The organism is Streptomyces sp. NPDC051214, assembly GCF_040682375.1.
In the GTDB taxonomy this organism is placed as follows: domain Bacteria; phylum Actinomycetota; class Actinomycetes; order Streptomycetales; family Streptomycetaceae; genus Streptomyces.
On sequence record NZ_JBFBAT010000026.1, the window covers coordinates 59172 to 80789 of the forward strand.

General features: G+C 70.6%; 17 protein-coding genes. 9 read left to right on the forward strand and 8 right to left on the reverse strand.

Annotated elements, in window-relative coordinates; translation table 11 throughout:
* Positions 1-24 precede the first annotated feature (24 nt).
* Both AB0M70_RS41040 and aspS read right to left on the reverse strand, forming a co-directional pair.
* Positions 25-1227, reverse strand: a complete 1203-nt coding sequence (locus tag AB0M70_RS41040) for a serine hydrolase domain-containing protein (protein WP_365828782.1) — start codon at positions 1225-1227, stop codon at positions 25-27.
* A 261-nt stretch (positions 1228-1488) separates the two neighbouring features.
* Positions 1489-3273, reverse strand: a complete 1785-nt coding sequence (gene aspS / locus AB0M70_RS41045; RefSeq protein ID WP_365828784.1) for an aspartate--tRNA ligase — start codon at positions 3271-3273, stop codon at positions 1489-1491.
* A 178-nt stretch (positions 3274-3451) separates the two neighbouring features.
* On the opposite strand from aspS, the gene AB0M70_RS41050 reads away from it, so the two are divergent.
* The gene (locus tag AB0M70_RS41050; RefSeq protein ID WP_365828786.1) at positions 3452-5623 is read left to right on the forward strand and encodes a SpoIIE family protein phosphatase; all 2172 of its coding nucleotides are present in this window, start codon (positions 3452-3454) and stop codon (positions 5621-5623) included.
* A 71-nt stretch (positions 5624-5694) separates the two neighbouring features.
* Here the strand turns inward: AB0M70_RS41050 and AB0M70_RS41055 are convergent, their stop codons facing one another.
* The 3 genes from AB0M70_RS41055 to AB0M70_RS41065 all read right to left on the reverse strand — a co-directional run bounded on the left by AB0M70_RS41055 (position 5695) and on the right by AB0M70_RS41065 (position 8482).
* On the reverse strand, positions 5695-6750 hold the full coding sequence (locus AB0M70_RS41055) for an AI-2E family transporter (protein ID WP_365828788.1): 1056 nt from the start codon (positions 6748-6750) through the stop codon (positions 5695-5697).
* 78 nt (positions 6751-6828) lie between these two features.
* Complete coding sequence (locus tag AB0M70_RS41060; RefSeq protein ID WP_365828790.1) at positions 6829-7785, reverse strand: pirin family protein; 957 nt, start codon at positions 7783-7785, stop codon at positions 6829-6831.
* A gap of 208 nt (positions 7786-7993) precedes the next feature.
* On the reverse strand, positions 7994-8482 hold the full coding sequence (locus AB0M70_RS41065; protein ID WP_363210398.1) for an SseB family protein: 489 nt from the start codon (positions 8480-8482) through the stop codon (positions 7994-7996).
* 144 nt (positions 8483-8626) lie between these two features.
* Here AB0M70_RS41065 and AB0M70_RS41070 point away from each other — a divergent pair, with 144 nt between their 5' ends.
* The 6 genes from AB0M70_RS41070 (at position 8627) to AB0M70_RS41095 (ending at position 16556) form a co-directional block, all read left to right on the forward strand.
* Entirely contained in the window at positions 8627-10459 is a 1833-nt protein-coding gene (locus AB0M70_RS41070; RefSeq protein ID WP_365828792.1) for an acyl-CoA dehydrogenase, read from the forward strand.
* Positions 10460-11187: 728 nt separating this feature from the next.
* Complete coding sequence (locus tag AB0M70_RS41075; protein WP_365828794.1) at positions 11188-12492, forward strand: M18 family aminopeptidase; 1305 nt, start codon at positions 11188-11190, stop codon at positions 12490-12492.
* Positions 12493-12587: 95 nt separating this feature from the next.
* Positions 12588-12809, forward strand: a complete 222-nt coding sequence (locus AB0M70_RS41080) for a DUF6458 family protein (protein WP_363210395.1) — start codon at positions 12588-12590, stop codon at positions 12807-12809.
* Between the two features lie 168 nt (positions 12810-12977).
* Positions 12978-15203 carry a BTAD domain-containing putative transcriptional regulator gene (locus AB0M70_RS41085; RefSeq protein ID WP_365828797.1) on the forward strand — a complete coding sequence of 742 codons (2226 nt, stop codon included), beginning with the start codon at positions 12978-12980 and terminating at the stop codon, positions 15201-15203.
* Between the two features lie 85 nt (positions 15204-15288).
* The gene (locus AB0M70_RS41090; RefSeq protein WP_365828799.1) at positions 15289-15936 is read left to right on the forward strand and encodes a DUF4232 domain-containing protein; all 648 of its coding nucleotides are present in this window, start codon (positions 15289-15291) and stop codon (positions 15934-15936) included.
* 122 nt (positions 15937-16058) lie between these two features.
* Positions 16059-16556, forward strand: a complete 498-nt coding sequence (locus AB0M70_RS41095; RefSeq protein ID WP_365828801.1) for an LURP-one-related family protein — start codon at positions 16059-16061, stop codon at positions 16554-16556.
* Between the two features lie 54 nt (positions 16557-16610).
* Here AB0M70_RS41095 and AB0M70_RS41100 read toward each other — a convergent pair whose 3' ends face one another.
* Complete coding sequence (locus tag AB0M70_RS41100) at positions 16611-17414, reverse strand: carbon-nitrogen family hydrolase (RefSeq protein WP_365828802.1); 804 nt, start codon at positions 17412-17414, stop codon at positions 16611-16613.
* Between the two features lie 136 nt (positions 17415-17550).
* Here AB0M70_RS41100 and AB0M70_RS41105 point away from each other — a divergent pair, with 136 nt between their 5' ends.
* Positions 17551-18375: a maleylpyruvate isomerase family mycothiol-dependent enzyme gene (locus AB0M70_RS41105; RefSeq protein WP_365828803.1), complete on the forward strand. Its 825-nt coding sequence runs from the start codon at positions 17551-17553 to the stop codon at positions 18373-18375.
* Positions 18376-18402: 27 nt separating this feature from the next.
* On the opposite strand, the gene AB0M70_RS41110 is transcribed toward AB0M70_RS41105, so the two are convergent.
* Together AB0M70_RS41110 and AB0M70_RS41115 are read right to left on the reverse strand one after the other, a co-directional pair.
* On the reverse strand, positions 18403-19710 hold the full coding sequence (locus AB0M70_RS41110) for an MFS transporter (RefSeq protein ID WP_365828804.1): 1308 nt from the start codon (positions 19708-19710) through the stop codon (positions 18403-18405).
* A gap of 139 nt (positions 19711-19849) precedes the next feature.
* Entirely contained in the window at positions 19850-20548 is a 699-nt protein-coding gene (locus tag AB0M70_RS41115; protein WP_365828805.1) for a GntR family transcriptional regulator, read from the reverse strand.
* A gap of 176 nt (positions 20549-20724) precedes the next feature.
* Here AB0M70_RS41115 and AB0M70_RS41120 point away from each other — a divergent pair, with 176 nt between their 5' ends.
* The gene (locus AB0M70_RS41120; protein WP_365828807.1) at positions 20725-21615 is read left to right on the forward strand and encodes a D-alanyl-D-alanine carboxypeptidase; all 891 of its coding nucleotides are present in this window, start codon (positions 20725-20727) and stop codon (positions 21613-21615) included.
* The last annotated feature ends 3 nt before the right edge of the window (positions 21616-21618 follow it).

Here is a 21618-nt window from a genome sequence, read left to right on the forward strand (position 1 = left end):
ACTTCACCGCGTCGCTTCGCTGCGTCACTTCTTACAGAGGGCGGAGTCGACGAGAGCGTCGGCGTTCGTGAAGCCCTTCGCGGTGGGTGCCCAGTCGGCGGTGACGACGACCGTGGCGGCGCGGCCGTCATCGGTGACGCCGGGGAGCGAGTGGTAGCCGGGGATATCACCGCCATGCCCCCACGCCACTCCGCCGCAGCTCAGAGGTGTGCTGCTGAGACCAAGGCCGTAGCGGGCCCCCGCGACGGGGCTGTCGGGGATCTTGACCGTGGTGCGCATCTGAGCGAGCTGGGCGGGCTTGAGCAGTTTGCCGCCGATCAGGGCGGAGAAGAAGCGGTTCAGATCGCTGGGGGTGGAGATCAGCTGCCCGGAGGCCCATCCCCAGGAGGGGTCGATCTCCGTGCGGTTCTTCAACGGCGCCCCGGGCTTCGCTGCGTGGTAGCCCTGGGGGTGGGCTCCGCGGATGCCCTCTTCACCCACGTCGGGGAAATAGGTACGGCGCAGCCCAATACGCTCGATGACTCGCTCGGTGATCTGCTCGGCGAGCGGCCGTCCCGTGACCTTCTCGATGAGCAGGCCCGCGACGATGTAGTTGGTGTTGCTGTACGCCCAGCTCTTCCCGGGGGCGAACTGCGCCTTGTGCGCCAGCGCTCTGTCGAGCAGATCCCGGGGCTGGTAGTAGGTGTGGCGGCCCTTGCCGAAGACGTCCTCCAGCATGTGGTCGGTGTAGTTGGGCAGCCCGCTGGTGTGCTGGAGCAGCTGGCGGACCTTGATGTCACGGCCGTCGATGCCCTCGCCGCGCAGCAGGCCGGGCAGATAGTCGTCGACGGGGGCGTCGAGTTCGATCTTCCCCTCGCCGACCAGTTGGAGGACGACGGTGGCGGTGAACGTCTTGGTGTTGCTGCCCGCCCGCACCTGCCCGTCCACCGGCACCTTCGCCCCGGTCTTCAAGTCCGCCACACCGGCGGCGTAGTTGCGATGCCGACCGTCGCGGTCGACGGTGGCGGCCAGAGCGGCGGGAAACTTGTCGTCGGTGACGAGGCGCTCCATACCCTTGCGTATGGCGTCGCGAGAATCGTGGGACTGCGCGGCGGCGGACGCGGGAAACGCGCCGGCCACGGCCGCGGCGGCGGCCATCACCGCCACCGCGGCGACGCCCCGGCGCCGCCTGGGGAGTGACGAAGACGTCGTGCGAACACGCGAAAGCTTCTGAGAACGGTCGGACATGGGTAAACTCCCCTGGGAAAAACCTGCTGGTCACACCGGAAACCCGGACGCGTCCAGCCTGCGCTCCCAAGATCCACCACTCCATCCGGACACCGGGCCCATGCGCCCTCGGGGTAACCCCCGGCGTCTCGGGGGGCCTACTTCAGCCCGTACGCCGGACCAGGGCGAGTAGCCAGGAAACCCTCACACACGGGCCTCACACACAGGAAGAGGGCCCGGAACCAGATCGGTTCCGGGCCCTCGACTTGCCTGCTTGCAGGTCTACTTCTCCGCGTCCCCCTTGCCGGAAGCCACCGGCTTGCGGAGTTGGATGTTCAGTTCGCGGAGGCGGGACTCCTCCAGCTCCGAGGGGGCGCCCATCATCAGGTCCTGGGCGTTGCCGTTCAGCGGGAAGGCGATCGTCTCGCGGATGTTCGGCTCGTCCGCGAGGAGCATCACGATGCGGTCGACGCCGGGGGCGATGCCGCCGTGCGGCGGGGCGCCGAGGCGGAAGGCGCGGAGCATGCCCGCGAACTCGCGCTCCACCGTCTCCGCTTCGTAGCCCGCGATCGCGAAGGCCTTCAGCATGACCTCGGGCTCGTGGTTACGGATCGCGCCGGAGGAGAGCTCGATGCCGTTGCAGACGATGTCGTACTGCCAGGCGAGGATGTCGAGGGGGTCCTTCTCCTCCAGGTCCTTCATGCCGCCCTGGGGCATCGAGAAGGGGTTGTGGGAGAAGTCGATGCGGCCCGTCTCCTCGTCCTTCTCGTACATCGGGAAGTCGACGATCCAGCAGAAGCGGAAGACGCCCTCCTCGAAGTGGCCCGCACGCTTGGCCGCCTCGACGCGGACGGCGGACATGATCTTCGAGACCTCGTCGAACTCGCCCGCGCCGAAGAACACCGCGTGGCCGGGCGCGAGGGAGAGGCGCTTCGTGAGCTCCTCCACGTTCGCCTCCGTCAGGAACTTCGCGATCGGGCCCGTCAGCGAGCCGTCCTCGGCCACGCGCACCCAGGCCAGGCCCTTCGCGCCCTGCTCGACCGCGTAGTCACCGAGGCCGTCGAAGAACTTGCGGGACTGCGACGCCGTGTCCGGGACCGGCAGGGCGCGGACGTGCCTGCCCGCGAACGCCTTGAACTCCGAGTCGGCGAAGATGTCCGTGATGTCGGTCAGTTCCAGCTTCGCGCGCAGGTCCGGCTTGTCGTTGCCGTACTTCAGCATCGACTCGCGGAACGGGATGCGCGGGAAGGGGGACGTGACCTCGCGGCCGTTCCCGTACTCCGTGAAGATCTCCGTCATCAGCTTCTCGATGGGCTGGAAGACGTCTTCCTGCTCGACGAAGCTCATCTCGACGTCGAGCTGGTAGAACTCGCCCGGCGAGCGGTCCGCGCGCGCGTCCTCGTCGCGGAAGCACGGCGCGATCTGGAAGTAGCGGTCGAAGCCCGAGATCATCAGGAGCTGCTTGAACTGCTGCGGGGCCTGCGGCAGCGCGTAGAACTTGCCCGGGTTCAGGCGGGACGGCACGACGAAGTCGCGGGCGCCCTCGGGGGACGTCGCGGCGAGGATCGGCGTCGCCATCTCGTTGAAGCCGAGGGCCACCATCTTCGAGCGGATGGAGGCGATCACGGACGAGCGCAGCATGATGTTGCGGTGCATGCGCTCGCGGCGCAGGTCCAGGAAGCGGTACTCCAGGCGCCGCTCCTCGTTCACGCCGTCGTCCGCGTTGATCGTGAAGGGGATCTGCTGGGCGGCGCCGAGCACCTCGACCTCGGCGGCCTCGATCTCGATCTCGCCGGTGGGCAGCTCGGGGTTCACGTTCTCCGCGCCGCGCGAGACGACCTTGCCGTCGATGCGGACGACCGTCTCCTTGGAGAGCTTGTCGAGCGTCTCGGCGGCGGCCGTGCCGGGGCGGGCCACCAGCTGCGTGATGCCGTAGTGGTCGCGCAGATCGATGAAGAGGATGCCACCCAGGTCTCGGCGATTGTGCAGCCAGCCGCTCAGCCGGACGTCGGAGCCGACGTCAGAGGCGCGGAGCTCGCCGCAGGTGTGGGACCTGTACCGATGCATCTTCGTTCATCCAGTCTTCGCGAATAGGGGAGAGAGCAGACAAGCCTTAAGGCTACCGTCCGGCCGGAGATCGCTTTCCGGATTACTTCCGCGATCATCCGTGCGGGATCCCCCGTGAAGGCCTCCCCGTCGTCTCCGGCGGTGGCGGCTTGTCCCTCGATCTTCCTAAAGTGGGTCAATGCGCACCGACGATCCCTTGCAGCAGGCGGGGCAGGCCGGGGACGATCCCCTGCCTCCCGTCCGGGACGTCCTTGCCGCGATCGCCACCGGCCTGTGGCGCTGGGACAACGCGGCCGGCACCGTGACGCTCGACGCCGAGGCGGCCCGGCTGCTCGGCCTTCCGCCGCACCCCCAGGCCCTCACCGAGGCGGGCGTGCGCTCCCGTTTCCACCCCGTCGACTGGAACGAGATCGACGGCATCGTCCAGCTCGCCGTCGCCGAGGGCACCCTCGCCGAGGCCCGCCTGCGGATCATGGACGACCAGGGGCGGGTCATCCGCATCGTGCGCAGCCGCTCCAAGCCGGTCGTGGACGAGGTCACGCATGCGTACGAGCTCATCGGCACCCTCCAGGAGGTCACCGAGCCCCCGCCGGGCGCCGCCGCCCGCACCCCCGTCACCGGCGACTGGCGGCGCTCCCGCGAGGCCTTCCTGCTCGACGCGGGGCGCGCGCTCGCCGAGGCGCGGTCCACGGAGGAGGTGCTGCGGGTCGCCAGCGGGCTCTCCATGCCGGGGTTCTCGCCGGACGGGCTCGGCGTCTTCGGGGTCGAGGGCGACCGGTTGAAGATCATCGGGCATTACGGGCATCAGCCGGGGGACGACCTGCCCTTCTCGGCGATGCCCCTGGACACGGACTACCCGGCCGCCGAGGTGGTCCGCACGGGCCGCGCGGTCTATCTCTCCTCCCCCGAGGAGTACCACCGCCGCTATCCCGCCACGTGGCCCCTTGCCCGCCCCTTCGACCGGCAGTCGTGGGCGTTCCTGCCGCTGACCGTCGCGGGCCGCACGATGGGCGCCTGGCTCGCGGCCTTCGCCTACCCCGTCTCGTTCACGCCGGACGAGCGCTCCGTCCTGACGACGGTGGCCCGGATGCTGGCCCAGGCCCTGTCGCGGGCCGGGGTCGCCGAGTCGGAGCGGGAGCTCACGGAGGGGCTGCAGCGCTCGATGCTGCCGCTGCTCGGGCCGCGCATCCCGGGGATGACGGTGGCCGCGCGGTATGTGCCCACCGGTGGCGGGCTCCAGGTGGGCGGCGACTGGTACGACATGATTCCGCTGCCCAGCGGCCGCATCGCCTTCGTCATCGGCGACGTACAGGGGCACGACGTGCGCGCGGCCGGGCTCATGGGCCAGCTGCGGATCGCCCTGCGCGCGTACGCCTCCGAGGGGCACCGCCCGGACGCCGTGCTCTCCCGGGCGACCCGCTTCCTCTCCGGCATCACGGACGGCATCACGATCGGCTCGGACGGCGACGCGGGCGGCGACCCCGCCGACCCGCGCTTCGCGACCTGCCTGTACGTGGAGGCCGACCCCGTCACCGGCATCCTGGAGATCGCCCGCGCGGGCCACCCGGAGCCGGCGATACGGATGAGCGACGGAACGGTTCTGCTGCGCCCCACGGCCGGCGGCCTGCCGCTCGGCATCGACCCGGACGCGGACTACCCCACGACCCGGCTCGTCCTGGAGGCCGGCGAGACGATGCTGATCTGCACCGACGGCCTCATCGAGACCGGCGGCCACGACCTGGACAGCGGCTGGACGAGAATCCGCAAGATCCTGGAGGAGCACGGGGGCGACGGTGACGACGACGGCCTCGAAGAGCTCGCCGACACCCTCGTACAGGCCGTGCACGGGCCTTCCTCGCACCACACCACGGGTCCCCTGGTGGACCGGCGCGAGGACGACATCGCGGTCCTGCTGCTTCGCAGGGCCGGCCACCCCGCCCACCGCACGCCCGCCCGGCGCACCGTCCTGACGGTCGCGCAGGCCGAGCCGGAGCGGATCGCGGGGGCGCGGCGCCATGTGCGGGAGCTGCTGCACGACTGGGCGGTCGCCGATCAGGTCGACTCGGCGGTCCTGATGGTCTCCGAGATGATCACGAACGTACTGGTGCACACGGACGGCGACGCGCTGCTCGTCGCCGAGGTCATCGGGGAGCCCGGCTCGCGGCGCCTGCGGGCCGAGGTGTCGGACGGCAGCGACGACCTGCCGCACAAGCGCCACCCCGGTGAACTGGCCTCGTCCGGGCGGGGGCTTGTCCTGATGGAGCTGCTCGCCGACGAGTGGGGGGTGGAGCCGCGGGGCGAGGGCAAGAGCATCTGGTTCGAGCTGTACGAGGGGGCCGCGGGCGAGTGAGTCCGAGGCGAGTGACTCAGGCACCCCGAAGCCCCGGGCACCGCCGATCACCGGCTCCGCCGAGTTCGTCCTCAAACGCCGGACGGGCTTGATCCCTCCGCGTCATGACGTTCCCGCAGCTCGGCGATCACCCCGAACACCGCCGCCGTCACCGGCACGGCAAGCAGCATCCCCAGGATTCCCGCCACGGACGCCCCCGCGGCGATGGCCAGCATGACGACGGCGGGGTGCATCTGCACGGTCCGCGACTGGATCACCGGCTGCAGCACGTGCCCCTCGAGGACCTGTACGGCGAGCACGACACCCAGCGCCCACAGCGCGATGACGAAGCCCCGGTCGGCGAGCGCGACCAGGACGGCGACGGCGCCGGAGATGAAGGCACCCAGATAGGGGATGTAGGCGCCGATGAACACGAGCGCGCCGAGCCCCCACGCCCCGGGCACCCCCAGGATCAGGAGCCCCACGGTGATGCAGAGGGCGTCGATCAGGGCGATGAACGTGGTCCCGCGCATGAAGCCCTCGACGGCCTCGAAGGCGCGCCGCCCCATGGCCTCGACGGTGTCGGCGGTGCCACGCGGCGCGAGCGAGCGCATGGACCCGAGGGCCCGGTCGGAGTCGCGCAGGAAGAAGAAGACGAGAAGCAGCGCGAGGACGGCCATGGCGATCATCTCGCCGACGACGCTGAGCCCGCTGATCACTCCGGACGCGGCGGACCCGCCGAACTTGCCGAGCAGGTCCTTGGCGTTGGACGCCATGTCGTCCAGGGAGGTCCCCGCGGCACCGAAGTGCTTCGAGAGGTCGGTGGCGGCCTGCTTCAGGGAGGCGACGATCTGGTCGCCCGTGTCGATCAGCGCCTTGACCACGATGTACAGCGCGCCGCCCACGACCGCGACGACGGCCGCGCAGGTGAGCCCGGCGGCCAGCGACCGCTGCACCTTCATCTTCAGGAGCCAGCGGTAGACGGGCCCGAGGAGTGCCGTGCCGAGGAGGGCGAGCAGCACCGGTGTCGCGGCCGTCCTGAAGGTGACGAAGAGCCAGATCGCCACGGCGGCCACGCCCGTGACGAGCAGGAGGACCACGCACCAGGCGGCGGTACGGCGTGCGGGCTCGGGCAGAAGGGTGCTCACCCTCCTACCCGAGCATGGGCCGCGTGGCCCCGCATGTCGTGTACGCCGAACAGCCGGTCGAGCCGGTCGAGCCGGTCGTTACATGCCGTGCACGGCCGGGACCGTGCCGAGCAGGCCCTTCTGGAAGTCCTCGAACGCCTGCTGGAGCTCGGCCTGACTGTTCATCACGAACGGGCCGTAGTGCGCCATCGGCTCGCGGATCGGCTGCCCGCCGAGCAGCACGACCTCCAGGTCGGGGGTGTGCCCGTCCTGCTTCTCGTCCGCGCGGACGGTCAGCGAGCCACCGGCGCCGAAGACGGCCGTCTGGCCCATGTGCACCGGGCGGCGCTCGGCACCGACCGTGCCGCGCCCCGCGAGGACGTACGCCAGGCCGTTGAAGTCCTCGCGCCAGGGCAGAGTGACCTCGGCGCCGGGGCGAACCGTCGCGTGGATCATCGTGATCGGCGTGTGCGTGATGCCGGGACCCTGGTGTCCGTCGAGCTCACCGGCGATGACGCGCAGGAGCGCGCCGCCGTCGGGGGAGGTGAGGAGCTGCACCTGGCCGCCGCGGATGTCCTGATAGCGCGGGTCCATCATCTTGTCCCGCGCAGGCAGGTTCACCCAGAGCTGGAGGCCGTGGAAGAGGCCGCCGGACTGGACGAGGGACTCCGGGGGCGCCTCGATGTGCAGGAGGCCGCTGCCGGCGGTCATCCACTGGGTGTCGCCGTTCTGGATGGTGCCGCCGCCACCGTTCGAGTCCTGGTGCACGAAGGTGCCGTCGATCAGGTACGTGACGGTCTCGAAGCCGCGGTGGGGGTGCCAGGGCGTGCCCTTCGGCTCACCGGCTCCGTAGTCCACCTCACCCATCTGGTCCATCATGATGAACGGGTCGAGGTACTTGTAGTTGATCCCGGCGAACGCCCGGCGCACCGGGAAGCCCTCGCCCTCGAAACCGCTGGGCGCGGTCGTCACGGCGAGCACGGGGCGGGCCACGGCGTCGCCGGACGCGGCCACTCGGGGCAGGGTCAGCGGGTTCTCGACGGTCACAGCGGGCATGTCGGTGCCTCCTTCTTCGTACGTCCACTTTAGTTGAACGTAGAACTTCTTGCCACCGGGAACGCGAAGAGCCCGGAGGTAATTCCCTCCGGGCTCCAGGAGTGCCCCAAAGGGGCGCGGGGAACTGCGCGACCAGCCACGACGCCCCCGCAGGCGAAGACGAACCGGGGGCGAGGCCGAAGGCCGAGCAGCGAAAACCGCTCAGACGTCAGCCGTACATCCGACGCATGGCGAAGTCGACCATCTGCTCGACGGCCTTGGCGTCGAAGACCATGCGGTGCTCGCCCTCCATGTCCAGGACGAAGCCGTAACCGGTGGGGAGGAGGTCGATGACCTCGGCGCCCGTGATCACGAAGTACTTGGACTCCTTGCCCGCGTACCGGCGCAGCTCCTTGAGGGAGGTGAACATCGGGATGACCGGCTGCTGGGTGTTGTGCAGGGCGAGGAAGCCGGGGTTGTCGCCGCGCGGGCAGTAGACCTTCGAGGTGGCGAAGGCCTGCTGGAAGTCCTCGGCGGACATCGAGCCCGTGGTGAAGGCGCGCACCGCGTCCGCGAGGGACGGGGGCGACGGCTCGGGGTAGAGCGGAGGCTGCTGTGCGTACCCTTGCGCGCCGCCCGGCATCTGCTGCGGCGGCGGCTGGGCCCCGGGCGGGGCGTACTGCTGCTGGGCGCCTGGGCTCTGGTCGTAGCCGTACATGCCCGCAAGAGTACTGAGCCCGCACGAGGACTGAGTCACAGATGCCCTATTAGGGGTTGCTTCTTATTACTGGCGGGTAGCATCATCGTAGCTACTTGCTGGTACTGATCCTGTTGATCCCTTTCTGCTTACGGAGCCGTCGCCATGGGGCACTACAAGTCGAATCTCCGCGACATCGAGTTCAACCTCTTCGAGGTGCTCGGCCGCGACAAGCTGTACGGCACCGGCCCGTTCGCCGAGATGGACGTCGACACCGCCAAGAGCATCCTCGAGGAGCTGCGCCGCCTCGCCGAGAACGAGCTGGCCGAGTCCTTCGAGGACGCCGACCGCAACCCGCCGGTCTTCGACCCGGCCACCAACACCGCGCCGGTCCCCGCGTCCTTCAAGAAGAGCTACCAGGCCTTCATGGACTCCGAGTACTGGCGCCTGGGCCTGCCCGAGGGCATCGGCGGCACGACGGCGCCCCGCTCCCTGATCTGGGGTTACGCGGAGCTCCTTCTCGGCGCCAACCCGGCCGTGTGGATGTACTCCTCCGGTCCGGCGTTCGCGGGCATCCTGCACGACGAGGGCAACGAGGCGCAGAAGAAGATCGCCGCGATCGCCGTCGAGAAGCAGTGGGGCTCGACGATGGTCCTGACCGAGCCGGACGCCGGTTCGGACGTGGGCGCGGGCCGTACCAAGGCGATCAAGCAGGAGGACGGCTCCTGGCACATCGAGGGCGTGAAGCGCTTCATCACGTCCGGTGAGCACGACATGTCGGAGAACATCCTCCACTACGTCCTCGCCCGCCCCGAGGGCCACGGCCCCGGCACGAAGGGCCTCTCGCTCTTCCTGGTCCCGAAGTACGAGTTCGACTGGGAGACCGGCGAGCTGGGCGAGCGCAACGGCGTGTACGCGACGAACGTCGAGCACAAGATGGGCCTCAAGGCGTCCAACACGTGCGAGATGACGTTCGGCGACCAGCACCCCGCCAAGGGCTGGCTGATCGGTGACAAGCACGACGGCATCCGCCAGATGTTCATGATCATCGAGTTCGCCCGCATGATGGTCGGCACGAAGGCCATCGCGACGCTCTCGACGGGTTACCTCAACGCCCTGGAGTACGCCAAGGAGCGCGTGCAGGGCCCGGACCTGGCCCAGTTCATGGACAAGACGGCGCCGAAGGTGACGATCACCCACCACCCCGACGTCCGTCGCTCCCTCATGACGCAGAAGGCGTACGCGGAGGGCATGCGCGCCCTGGTGCTGCACACCGCGGCCGTCCAGGACGACATCCAGATCAAGGAGGCGGCGGGCGAGGACGCGTCGGCGCTGATCGCCCTGAACGACCTCCTGCTGCCGATCGTCAAGGGCTACGGCTCGGAGAAGTCGTACGAGCAGCTGGCGCAGTCGCTCCAGACGTTCGGCGGCTCGGGGTACCTCCAGGAGTACCCCATCGAGCAGTACATCCGTGACGCCAAGATCGACACCCTCTACGAGGGCACGACGGCCATCCAGGGCCAGGACTACTTCTTCCGGAAGATCGTCCGCAACCAGGGCGCCGCGCTGAACGGCCTCGCCGAGGAGATCAAGAAGTTCCTCGCGGTCGGCACGGGCGGCGAGGCCCTCGCCGGGGCCCGCGAGGAGCTGGCCAAGGCCGCGGTCGAGCTGGAGGCCATCGTCGGCGTCATGCTGACGGACCTCGCGGCCACGGAGTCGGACGTGAAGTCCATCTACAAGGTGGGCCTCAACACGACCCGCCTCCTGATGGTCTCGGGCGACGTGGTGGTCGGCTACCTGCTGCTGCGAGGCGCGGCGGTGGCCGCCGAGAAGCTGGAGTCCGGCTTGGCCTCCGCCAAGGACAAGCCCTTCTACGAGGGCAAGATCGCCGCGGCCAAGTTCTTCGCCACGAATGTCCTGCCGGGCGTCGCCACCGAACGAAAGCTGGCCGAGGGCGTCGAGCTGGACCTGATGGAACTGAACGAGGCGGCGTTCTAGCGTCGACGTTGCTCTTGGGCGGCCCGCTTCCGGATTCCGGGGGCGGGCCGCCGCCGTTGTCCGCCGGCGGCCGTGCCGCCGCTTCGCGGCACAAACTTTCCCACCCACCCACCCGATCACCCCGCGCCATCCAGGCCCCGTAGGACAGGACGCCGGGTAAACGGGCGGGAGAGACCCGGCGCGAAGCGACGAAGGCCGGTCAGGGCAGGATGCCGGGTAAACGGGCGGGTGGGCGGGAAGAATCCGGCGCGAAGCGGCGGTACAGGCCGGGACTGCGGCGCAGACGGAGGCCGTTCAGGGCAAGACGCCGGCAATCGGGCGGGTGGGCGGGAAAGATCCGGCGCGAAGCGGCGGGACAGGCCCAAACGGCGACGCGGACGAAGACCGTTCAGAACAAGACGCCGGCAATCGGGCGGGCGGGCGGGAAAGATCCGGCGCGAAGCGGCGGGACAGACCCGGACGCCGACGCAGACGAAGACCGTTCAGGGCAAGACGCCGGCAATCGGGCGGGCGGGCGGGAAAGATCCGGCGCGAAGCGGCGGTACAGGCCCCGACGGCGGCGCAGACGGAGGCCGGTCAAGGCGAGACGCCCGGCGGCGCGCACGAAGGCCGGTCAGGGCGAGACGCCAGCGACGGTACACGCCCCCCGGATACGGGCACATCCGGTACAGAACCTCCCGGAAACGGGCCCCCGCGCCAGGGGGAAACCGCTAGCTAGGCTGGAAGCCATGAGCACACCTGCCCGCTTCGACCGCGGCCACTCCGACGATCTGCTGACCTTCCTCGCGGCAAGCCCCTCGCCGTACCACGCCGTGGCATCCGCCGCGGAGCGGCTGGAGAAGGCCGGTTTCCGGCAGGTCGAGGAGACCGACGCCTGGGACGGATCGGCCGGCGGGAAGTACGTGCTGCGCGGCGGCGCGATCGTGGCCTGGTTCGTGCCCGAAGGGGCATCGGCGCACACCCCGTACCGCATCGTCGGCGCCCACACCGACTCACCGAACCTCCGCGTGAAGCCGAAGCCGGACGCCGGCGCGCACGGCTGGCGGCAGGTCGCCGTCGAGATCTACGGCGGTCCGCTGCTCAACTCCTGGCTCGACCGCGACCTCGGCCTCGCGGGCCGACTCTCCCTGCGGGACGGCTCGACGCGCCTCGTGAACATCGACCGGCCGCTGCTCCGTGTCCCCCAGCTGGCGATCCACATGGACCGCGGCGTCGTCGCCGACGGCCTCAAGCTCGACAAGCAGAAGCACATGCAGCCCATCTGGGGCCTCGGCGACGACGTCCACGAGGGCGACCTCATCGGCTTCCTGGAGGAGGAGGCGGGGCTCGCCCCCGGCGACGTCACCGGCTGGGACCTGATGACGCACCCCGTCGAGGCACCCTCCTACCTCGGCCGCGACCGCGACCTCATCGCGGGCCCGCGCATGGACAACCTCCTGTCCGTGCACGCCTGTACGGCGGCGCTGGCCGCCGTCGCCACGGCGGACGGCGCCGACTCCCTCCCGTACATCCCCGTGTTCGCCGCCTTCGACCACGAGGAGAACGGCTCCCAGTCCGACACGGGCGCCGACGGCCCGCTGCTCGGAAGCGTCCTCGAGCGGTCCGTCTTCGCGCGCGGCGGCACGTACGAGGACAGGGCCCGCGCCTTCGCCGGCACGGTCTGCCTCTCCTCCGACACGGGCCACGCCGTGCACCCCAACTACGCGGAGCGGCACGACCCGACGCACCACCCGCGCGCCAACGGCGGCCCGATCCTCAAGGTCAACGTCAACAACCGGTACGCCACGGACGGCGCCGGACGTGCCGTCTTCGCCGCCGCCTGCGACAAGGCCGGGGTGCCCTTCCAGAGCTTCGTCTCGAACAACGCGATGCCCTGCGGCACCACCATCGGGCCGATCACCGCGGCCCGGCACGGCATCAAGACCGTCGACATCGGCGTCGCGATCCTCTCCATGCACAGCGTGCGCGAGCTGTGCGGCGCCGACGACCCGCACCTTCTCGCCAACGCGCTCGTGGCCTTCCTCGAAGGCTGAGCGAGGAGAACTGAAGGCCGATTTCCGCTTCTTCGTGTGTCCGGGCCGGGTCCGGGTACCCGGGTGCCCTGCCACGACTTAGGGAGGCGGTCCTCATGGGCCTGGGCGGATGCATCATTCTGATCGCCGCGGGCGCCATCCTCGCGTTCGCCACCGACTGGGAGATGGAAGGCATCAACCTCACCGTCACCGGTCTGATCATGATGGCTGTGGGCGTGATCGGCGTCGCCGCGTTCACCAACGCTCGCCGCAAGACAGTCGTGCCCCCGGGCGCGACCGTGGTCGAGACGGACAACGACCACCACCACCGCTACTGACGGCCGGCCCCGCTCGCGGGCTGACGTTTTCAGCCGCTCCTCGTCGCCGGGCCCGGTGGCCACCTCCGTGGCCACCGGGCCCGGCGATACTCTTGGGCCTTGTTCGAACCATGATGCGAGGCGCGAGGCGTGCGTGAAGCGCAAGCGCGGCAGAGGAGTTGAGGCCAGGTGGAGTTCCAGCTGCTCGGACCGGTGAGCGTCGCCGGAGGCAGCGGACCCGTCCCCCTCGGCCCGGCCAAGCGCCGCAGCCTGCTCGCGGCGCTGCTGCTGCGGGCCGGCACGCCGGTCTCGGTGGACGCCCTGACCGAGACCCTGTGGGACGGCGAACCGCCGCTGCACGCACGCACCGTCATCCAGGGCCACATCTCCCGGCTGCGTGCCCTGCTCGTCGAGGCCGGCCTGGACGCGTACGGCGTGGAACTGGCCACGCAGGGCGGTGCGTACGCCCTCCAGTTCCCCGAGACCCTGCTCGACGTCAGCCGCTTCGAGGACCTCGTCAAACTCGCCGGACGGCAGCGGGAGCCCTCGGACACGGCGCTGATGCTGCGCGAGGCGCTCGCGCTGTGGAACGGGCCCGCGCTGACCGGCACCGTCGCCACGGAGCCGATGCTGGCCGCCGCACGCGGCCTCGAGGAGAGCCGCCTCGTCACCGTCGAGCAGCTCGCCGAGGCGTACGGAAAGCTCGGCTCGCACGGCCAGGCCGTGGGGCTGCTGCGCGCGGAGTCGGTCCAGCACCCGCTGCGGGAGGCCCTGGTGGCGGCCCTGATGCGGGCCCTGCAGCGGTGCGGCAGGCAGTCCGAGGCGCTGGAGTTCTACCACCGGACGCGGGAACTCCTCGCCGAGGAGCTGGGGGTGGACCCCGGCAAGAAGCTGCGCCGGGCGTACGAGGAGATCCTCAACGGCGAGCCCGACACCGGGGCCCACCCGATGCTGGGCGCTCCGCCGCCGCGCCGACGTGGGCGGTACGACATGGGCCTCGGGGGTGGCGGCGCTTCCCCGGCCGCCGCATCCGCCGGTGCCCTTGGAACGGGGGGCTCTCCCGGGCCGACCCCTGCCACACCCGCCACACCCGCCGGACCCGCCGCGCCCGCCAACCCCTCCTCCGGACCCGCCGGGGCTCCCGCCGCCGTCTCTGGAAGCCGGGTCGCGCCGCACGCAGGGACGGGACCGGCCGAGCAGGGCCAGGGGCAGGGCCAGGGTCAGGGCCAGCAGGGCCAGGGCCAGGGCAGGGCGCCCGCGGCTGGGCCGACGCAGCCCACGGCTCCCGGCGCCGGTGCCCAGGACGCGGGCGCCCCCGCTGCCGTCACCCCCGCCCCCATCGCCCCGGCCGACGTGCCCCCGCCGGGCAACGCGATCCCCCGCCTGCTGCCCCGGGCGCCCCGCGCCTTCGCCGCCCGTGAGGAGCAGCTCGCCGCCCTGGAGACCGTGCTCACGGAGGAGACGGAGGCGCCGATCGTCCTGCTCACCGGTCCCGCGGGCGTGGGCAAGACCGCCCTCGTCCTGCAGTGGGCACATCACCACGCGGACCCGCAGCCGGAGGGCCACCTCTTCGCCGACCTGCGCGGTTTCAGCGGCGGCGACCCCGCCCACCCCGAACGCGTCCTGCGGGAGTTCCTCCTCGCCCTGGGCGTACGGCAGCAGGACGTGCCGGCCGGCATCGAACCGGCCGCGGCCCTCTACCGCTCGCTCCTCGCCGAACGGCGCATCGTCGTCGTACTCGACAACGCCCACGACTCCGCCCAGGTCCGCCCGCTCCTGCCCGGCGCGCCCCACTGCACCACCCTCATCACCAGCCGCAACCGCCTCGACGGCCTCGTCGCGTCGGACTGCGCGCGCCCCGTGCCGATCGGCGCGCTCAGCGAGCGCGACGGCGCGGAGTTGTTCCTGCGCGCCCTCGGGCAGAGCGCCGGCCTGGACGCCGACTCCGACGACGTACGCCGGATCGCCCGCCTCTGCGACGGCCTCCCGCTCGCCCTGCGCACCGCGGCCGCCCGGCTCATCGGGCGCCCCCAGCGGTCCGTGGCCGGCCTGGCCGCCGAACTCGCCGACGAGGAGCAGCGGCTGGCCCTGCTCTCCGCCGAGGACACCGGCGTGGCGGCCGCGCTGCGCACCTCGGTGGCCCAACTGCCGGGCAGCGACTCCTGGTTGCTCGCCGCGCTCGCCCGCGCCACCACCCCGGACGTGGACGTGCACCGGGCCGCCGACCTCGCGGGGGCGAACGTGTCCGCCGCCCGTGAGGGACTCGACCGCCTTGCCGCGGCGCACCTGATCCAGGAGGAGGGCGCGGGGCGCTACGTCCTGCCCGATCTCGTACGGCTCTTCGCCCGGGGCCTTGACGGTTCCGCGACCACCACGTTCCGCAGGCCCCGCCCCGAGGAGCTGCGGCGGCATTAGCCAGGTGTTAGCGGAACGCCAGTGGCGGGCGGCAGGCTCAGTGGAGCAAGCCCGAGCGACCACCACTCACGGGGGAGTCACCGCCATGCGCACCACCGCTCGCACCACGCGTGCCGCGCTCGCCGTCGCGGCGCTCGCCACGCTCTCCCTCTCGCTCACGGGCTGCTACGGCGACAACGGGAGCGGGAGCAGCGACGGGAGAACGAACGGGGCCCGCAACGGGAGCGGGGGCGCCGGCGACGAAGCGTCCGGCACCGGCAAGGCGTCGGCCTCCGCGTCCGGCGGCCCGGAATCGGAATCCCCCGCTCCGGCCGCTGACGGTGACTGCACGCCGCGTACCGCGGAGATCAGCATGGAGGACACCGGCGGCACCGCCCCCGTCGTCCTGCTCAAGATCACCAACAACGGCGGCAAGGCCTGCGCGGTCCTCGGCGCCCCCGTCGTCAACGACCCGACGGCGCGCAAGAACCTCCCGGTGGCCAAGAACACCCGCCCCCGGTCGGTCGTCCGCCTCGCGCCGGACCGGTCCGCCTACGCCGCGATCAGCCTCGCGAGCATCGACGCCGACCGGACCCACCGCTCCAAGAGGCTCGGCGTCACGCTCGTCACCAAGGGCGGCAGGGCCACGGACGGCCACGTCACGCTGAACTCCCCCGGCGCCGCGGGCCTGCTGCTCGACGCGGGCTCGCGCGTCACGTACTGGCAGAACAACCTCGAGGACGCCATGTCGTAAAGGCGACGGCACATCGCGACGCCTTCGCGTCCTCCCCTGATCCACAGCCGGTCTGTGTCCCACTTTCCCCCGAGTGGCACGGGCCGGCTGTGTCATGCGCGCCACGGGGTAGGCATCGCCGCATGAAACTTCTCGTACGCGACCGGCTGCTCGGCATCGGTGACGACTACTGGATCGAGGACGACCAGGGCCAGAAGGTCTTCCTCGTCGACGGCAAGGCGATGCGCCTGCGCGAGACCTTCGAGCTGAAGGACATGGAGGGCCGCGTCCTCATCGACATCCACGCCAAGATGCTGTCGCTGCGCGACACCATGGTGATCGAGAGGGGCGACGAACCGCTGGCCACGGTCAAGCGCAAGCGCCTCTCGCTCCTGCGCAACCACTACCGCGTGCACTTGGTCGACGGCACCGAGCTCGACGTGAGCGGCAAGATCCTGGACCGCGAATTCGCCATCGAGTACGACGGCGAACTCCTGGCCGACATCTCGCGGCGCTGGTTCCGGGTCCGCGACACCTACGGCCTGCAGATCGTCCGGGACGACGCCGACGCGTCCCTCCTCCTGGCCGTCGCGGTCTGCGTGATCCGTCTGGCCGAGAAGGAGCGGGGCGACGACGACTGAGCGGGCCGGACTGAACGGGCCGGGCGGATCACGCGGACCGCGCCCTCAGCGCCCTCAGCGCCGGGGAGCGTCCATCCCGAGGAGCCGGTCCTTCAGCGCGGGGAACTGCTCGCGCGTGGCCGCGACCTTCGCCGGGTCGAGCTCGACGGTGAGGATCTCCTCGCCGTCCCCCGCCTCGGCGAGCACCTCGCCCCACGGGTCGACGACGACGCTGTGCCCGGCCTGCGGAACTCCCGCGTGCGTACCGCCCGTTCCGCACGCGAGGACGAACGCCTGGTCCTCGACCGCCCGCGCCCGTGCGAGCAGCGTCCAGTGCGCACGCCGCCGCGCGGGCCAGCCCGCGGGGACGACGAACATCTCGGCACCCGCGTCGACGAGCCCCCGGAAGAGCTCGGGGAAGCGCAGGTCGTAGCAGGTGGCGAGCCCGATCGTCGTCTCCGGCGTGCGCACGGCGACCAGTTCGGCGCCCGCGCCCATCAGGACGGCCTCGCCCTTGTCGAAGCCGAACCGGTGGATCTTCCGGTACGAGGCGGCGAGTTCACCCTCGGGCGAGAAGACGAGCGAGGTGTTGTAGAGGTCCCCCGAGGCGTCCCGCTCCGGAATGGACCCCGCGTGCAGCCAGACGCCCGCGTCGGCCGCGGCCTTGGCCATCGCCTCGTACGTCGGCCCGTCGATCGGCTCGGCCTCGCTCGCGAACGACTCGTACGCGAAAGCGCCCGTGGTCCACAGCTCGGGAAGAACGACGAGATCCGGCCGCTCTCGCCCGGCGACCTCACGCACCAGTGAAGAGACCCGCGAGCGGCGGGAATTGACCGGTTCGCCCTCGTCTACGGCGATCTGGATGAGGGAGGCGCGCACACTACCACCGTCCTGGCATTCGACCCGTCAATGCGGGCCTACGATCGTCACACGAAAGCACTGCCGGGGTGCCTGCGGGCAGCGTAACTTAACGTCCCAGACACCCACCGCCCGCGTACGACCGTCGAGGGGTCCCGTGAGTCTCCATCCCAGCCTGCAAACCTACGCCGACGCCTGGACCCAATCCGTATCAGCCATATCCGAGCTGGTGTCACCGCTCGCCGAGGGAGAGTGGAACTGGGCCACGCCCTGCCCCGGCTGGTCGGTGCGGGATGTCGTCTCCCACGTCATAGGCCTGGACTGCGAGATGCTGGGCGACCCGCGTCCCATCCACACCCTGCCCCGCGACCTCTACCACGTGAAGACCGAGGGCCAGCGGTACATGGAGGTGCAGGTCGACGTCCGGCGCCACCACACCGCGCCCGAGATGACCTCCGAGCTGGAGTACACGATCATCCGCCGCTCACGGCAGCTGCGGAACGAGTCGCGTGACCCCTCCCACAAGATCCGTGGCCCGCTCGGCACCGAGCAGACCCTCGAACTGGCCATGCGCATGCGGGCGTTCGACGTCTGGGTGCACGAGCAGGATCTGCGTACGACGCTGAAGAAGCCCGGCGATTTGGACTCCCAGGGCGCGTTGGTGGCGCGGGACCTCCTGCTGCAGGGACTGCCCAAGGTCGTCGCCAAGAAGGCCGCGGCCCCGGCGAACTCCGCGGTCGTCTTCGACGTGAGCGGGCCCGTCGAGTTCCTGCGCACGGTCCGTGTCGACGCCGACGGCCACGCCACGGTCGACAGCGCCCCCTCGCTCGGCCCGCTCGCCACGCTCAGCCTGGACTGGGAGACGTACTTCCGCCTGGCGTGCGGCCGCGTCACGCACACCTCGGTGGCCGACCGGATCAAGGTCGAGGGCGATCACGGCCTGGGCGAGGCGATCCTGCGGGAGTTCGCGGTCACGCCGTAGCCCGCCGGCCCTCATTACCTGAGGGGGTCAGACGGGTACGTGGACTGCCTCGACGCGGCTGGCGACCAGACGTTCCTTCTCCCTGCGCACCGCGCGCGTCCGCAGCCGCAGGATCTGGCTGAGGCCCACCGCCTCCAGGACGAAGACGGCGGAGAAGGCGATCCGGTAGTTGTCGCCGGTCGCGTCCAGGAGCACGCCGATGGCGAGCAGCGTCGTCATGGAGGCGACGAAGCCGCCCATGTTCACGATGCCGGACGCGGTGCCCTGGCGCTCCGGCGGGTTCGCGGGCCGCGCGAAGTCGAAGCCGATCATGGATGCGGGGCCGCAGGCGCCGAGCACGGTGCACAGCGCGATGAGCAGGCCCATCGGGGCGTGGTCGCCGGGGTAGTGGATGGTGACCGCCCACATCGCCGCCGTCGCCGCGACGGTGCCGATGGCGAGGGGTGTGCGCGCCGCGTGATGCCGGGCGACGATCTGGCCGTAGACCAGGCCGATCACCATGTTGGACAGCACGACGAGGGTGAGCAGCGCCCCGGCCGTCCCGCGCGTGAGCCCCTGCGCCTCGACGAGGAACGGCAGGCCCCACAGGAGCAGGAACACCATCGCGGGGAACTGCGTGGTGAAGTGCACCCACAGGCCGAGCCGGGTGCCGGGCTCGCGCCAGCTCAGGGCGATCTGCTTGCGCACGAAGGCGCCGCCGGTGTGCCGCACCGGCTCCGGCTCGTGCCCCTCGGGGTGGTCCTTGAGGAAGAGGGTCATCAGGACGAGGACGACGACTCCGCACAGGGCGCTGCCCGCGAAGGCCGCGGTCCAGCCGACGGAGTGCAGGAGCCGGGCGAGGACGAGCGTGGAGACGAGGTTTCCCGCCATGCCGACCAGGCCGGCGAGCTGGGCGACCAGCGGGCCGCGCCGGGCGGGGAACCAGCGGGTACCCAGGCGCAGGACGCTGATGAAGGTCAGCGCGTCACCGCAGCCGAGCAGCGCGCGGGACGCGAGCGCCATGCCGTACGAGGGGGAGAAGGCGAAGCCGAGCTGGCCGAGCGTGAAAAGCACGACGCCGATGGTCAGCACGCGCTTGGTGCCGAGCCGGTCGACCATCAGGCCGACGGGTATCTGCATGCCCGCGTAGACCAGCAGCTGAAGGATCGAGAACGTCGAGAGCGCGGACGCGTTGACGTGGAACCGGTCGGCGGCGTCGAGCCCGGCGACGCCGAGCGAGGTCCGGAAGATGACGGCGACGAAGTAGACGGCAACACCGATGCCCCAGACGAGCATGGCTTTCTTGCCGCCTGGGGGGTCGCCGGGGAGGGAGACGGGGGCGGAGGTCGCGCTCATCGGGAGAACCTCCGGGTGCCCCACGGGCTCCTACGGGGGTGGTGTGGTGCGGAGTTTCGGGTGGGTGGGCGGGAAAAACGCCGCGAAGCGGCAAAAGAAGAACCCCCACCGGCGGACGGCGACCCGTCAAAGCGCACCGTCACCGAACCTCACCCCGAGCAAGATCCCGGAACCACCCGACGTGCCGGGTGACCACGGCAACCGCACCCTCCGCGTCCCCCGCGCGCAACGCCTCAAGAATCTCCTCGTGCTCGGCGAGCGTCTTGGCGATCCGGTCGGGATGGGAGTGCATCACCGCGACCCCCATCCGCAGCTGCCGGTCCCGAAGCTGGTCGTACAGCCGGGCGAGGATCTCGTTCCCCCCGCTCCGCACGATCTCCGCGTGGAAACACCGGTCAGTCACGGCGGCAGCGGAAAGGTCCCCGGCGGCGGCCTGCTCCCGCTGCTGGGCGAGCAGCTCTTCGAGCCGGGCGATCAACCCCGGAGGCGCCGGCACCGCCTTGCGCACCGAGTGCGTCTCCACCAGGAGCCGCGTCTCGACGACATCGGCGATCTCCTGCACGGAGACCGGCAGGACCAGCGCCCCCTTCTTCGGGTAGAGCCGGAGAAGCCCCTCCACCTCCAGCTTCAGGAGGGCCTCGCGCACCGGGGTGCGGGACACCCCGACGGCCTCGGCGAGCTCACCTTCGGTGAGCAGGGTGCCGCCCTCGTACCGGCGGTCGAGCACGCCCTGCTTGACGTGCGCGTACACCCGTTCCGCGGCGGGTGGCTGCTTCAGGGTCCGGGCAGGGGCTCGGGAGGGGGCTCGGGAGGGGGACGAGGCGGGTGCGACTGGCATGCGCACAGCATAGATACAACACGTACCCATGAGGACGTCCATTCCACGATCCGGACATCACCCGCATCTCCCTTAATTGACGGCGTTCAGGCGCATCCATTTGCCTCTCTCGTGTGTCTCACTATCGAGCGGCACCCTCATGTGGCCGCATTCCAGGGGCATTTGGAGCATTCAACTTGAACACCCCCATTAAGGGCATTCGCCGCGCATCGGCCGTAATCGTCACCGCGGGTGCGGTACTCGCGGGCGGAGCCCTCACGACCCCGGCCCATGCGGCCGCCCTGCCCAAGCCGTCGATCGCCGCCAAGGGCGGCTTCGTCATGAACAACGGCACGGGCAAGACGCTCTTCACCAAGGCCGCGGACACCCGCCGTTCGACGGGCTCGACCACCAAGATCATGACGGCGAAGGTGGTGCTGTCGCAGTCGAACCTGAACCTCAACTCCAAGGTCAAGATCGAAAAGGCCTACAGCGACTACATCGTCAGGAACACCGCCTCGTCCGCCCGGCTGATCGTCGGCGACAAGGTCACCGTCCGCCAGCTCCTGTACGGCCTGATGCTGCCGTCCGGCTGCGACGCGGCGTACGCACTGGCGGACAAGTTCGGCAAGGGCTCCACCCGCTCCGCCCGCGTGAAGTCGTTCATCGGCAAGATGAACGCGCAGGCCAGGAGCCTCGGCATGACGAACACCCACTTCGACTCGTTCGACGGCATCGGCAACGGAAGCAACTACTCCACGCCCCGCGACCTGACGAAGCTCGCCAGCAGCGCGATGAAGAGCTCCACGTTCCGTACGGTCGTGAAGACGAAGTCGACGAAGCAGAAGGTCACCACGAAGAGCGGCGGCTACCGCTACATGTCGTGGTCGAACACGAACACCCTGCTCGGCAGCTACAGCGGCGCCATCGGCGTGAAGACCGGCTCCGGCCCGCAGGCCAAGTACTGCCTGGTCTTCGCCGCGACGCGCAGCGGCAAGACGGTCATCGGCACGGTCCTCACCTCGACCTCGTCGGCCAACCGCACGAAGGACGCGAAGAAGCTGATGGACTACGGCTTCAAGAAGTAGGCA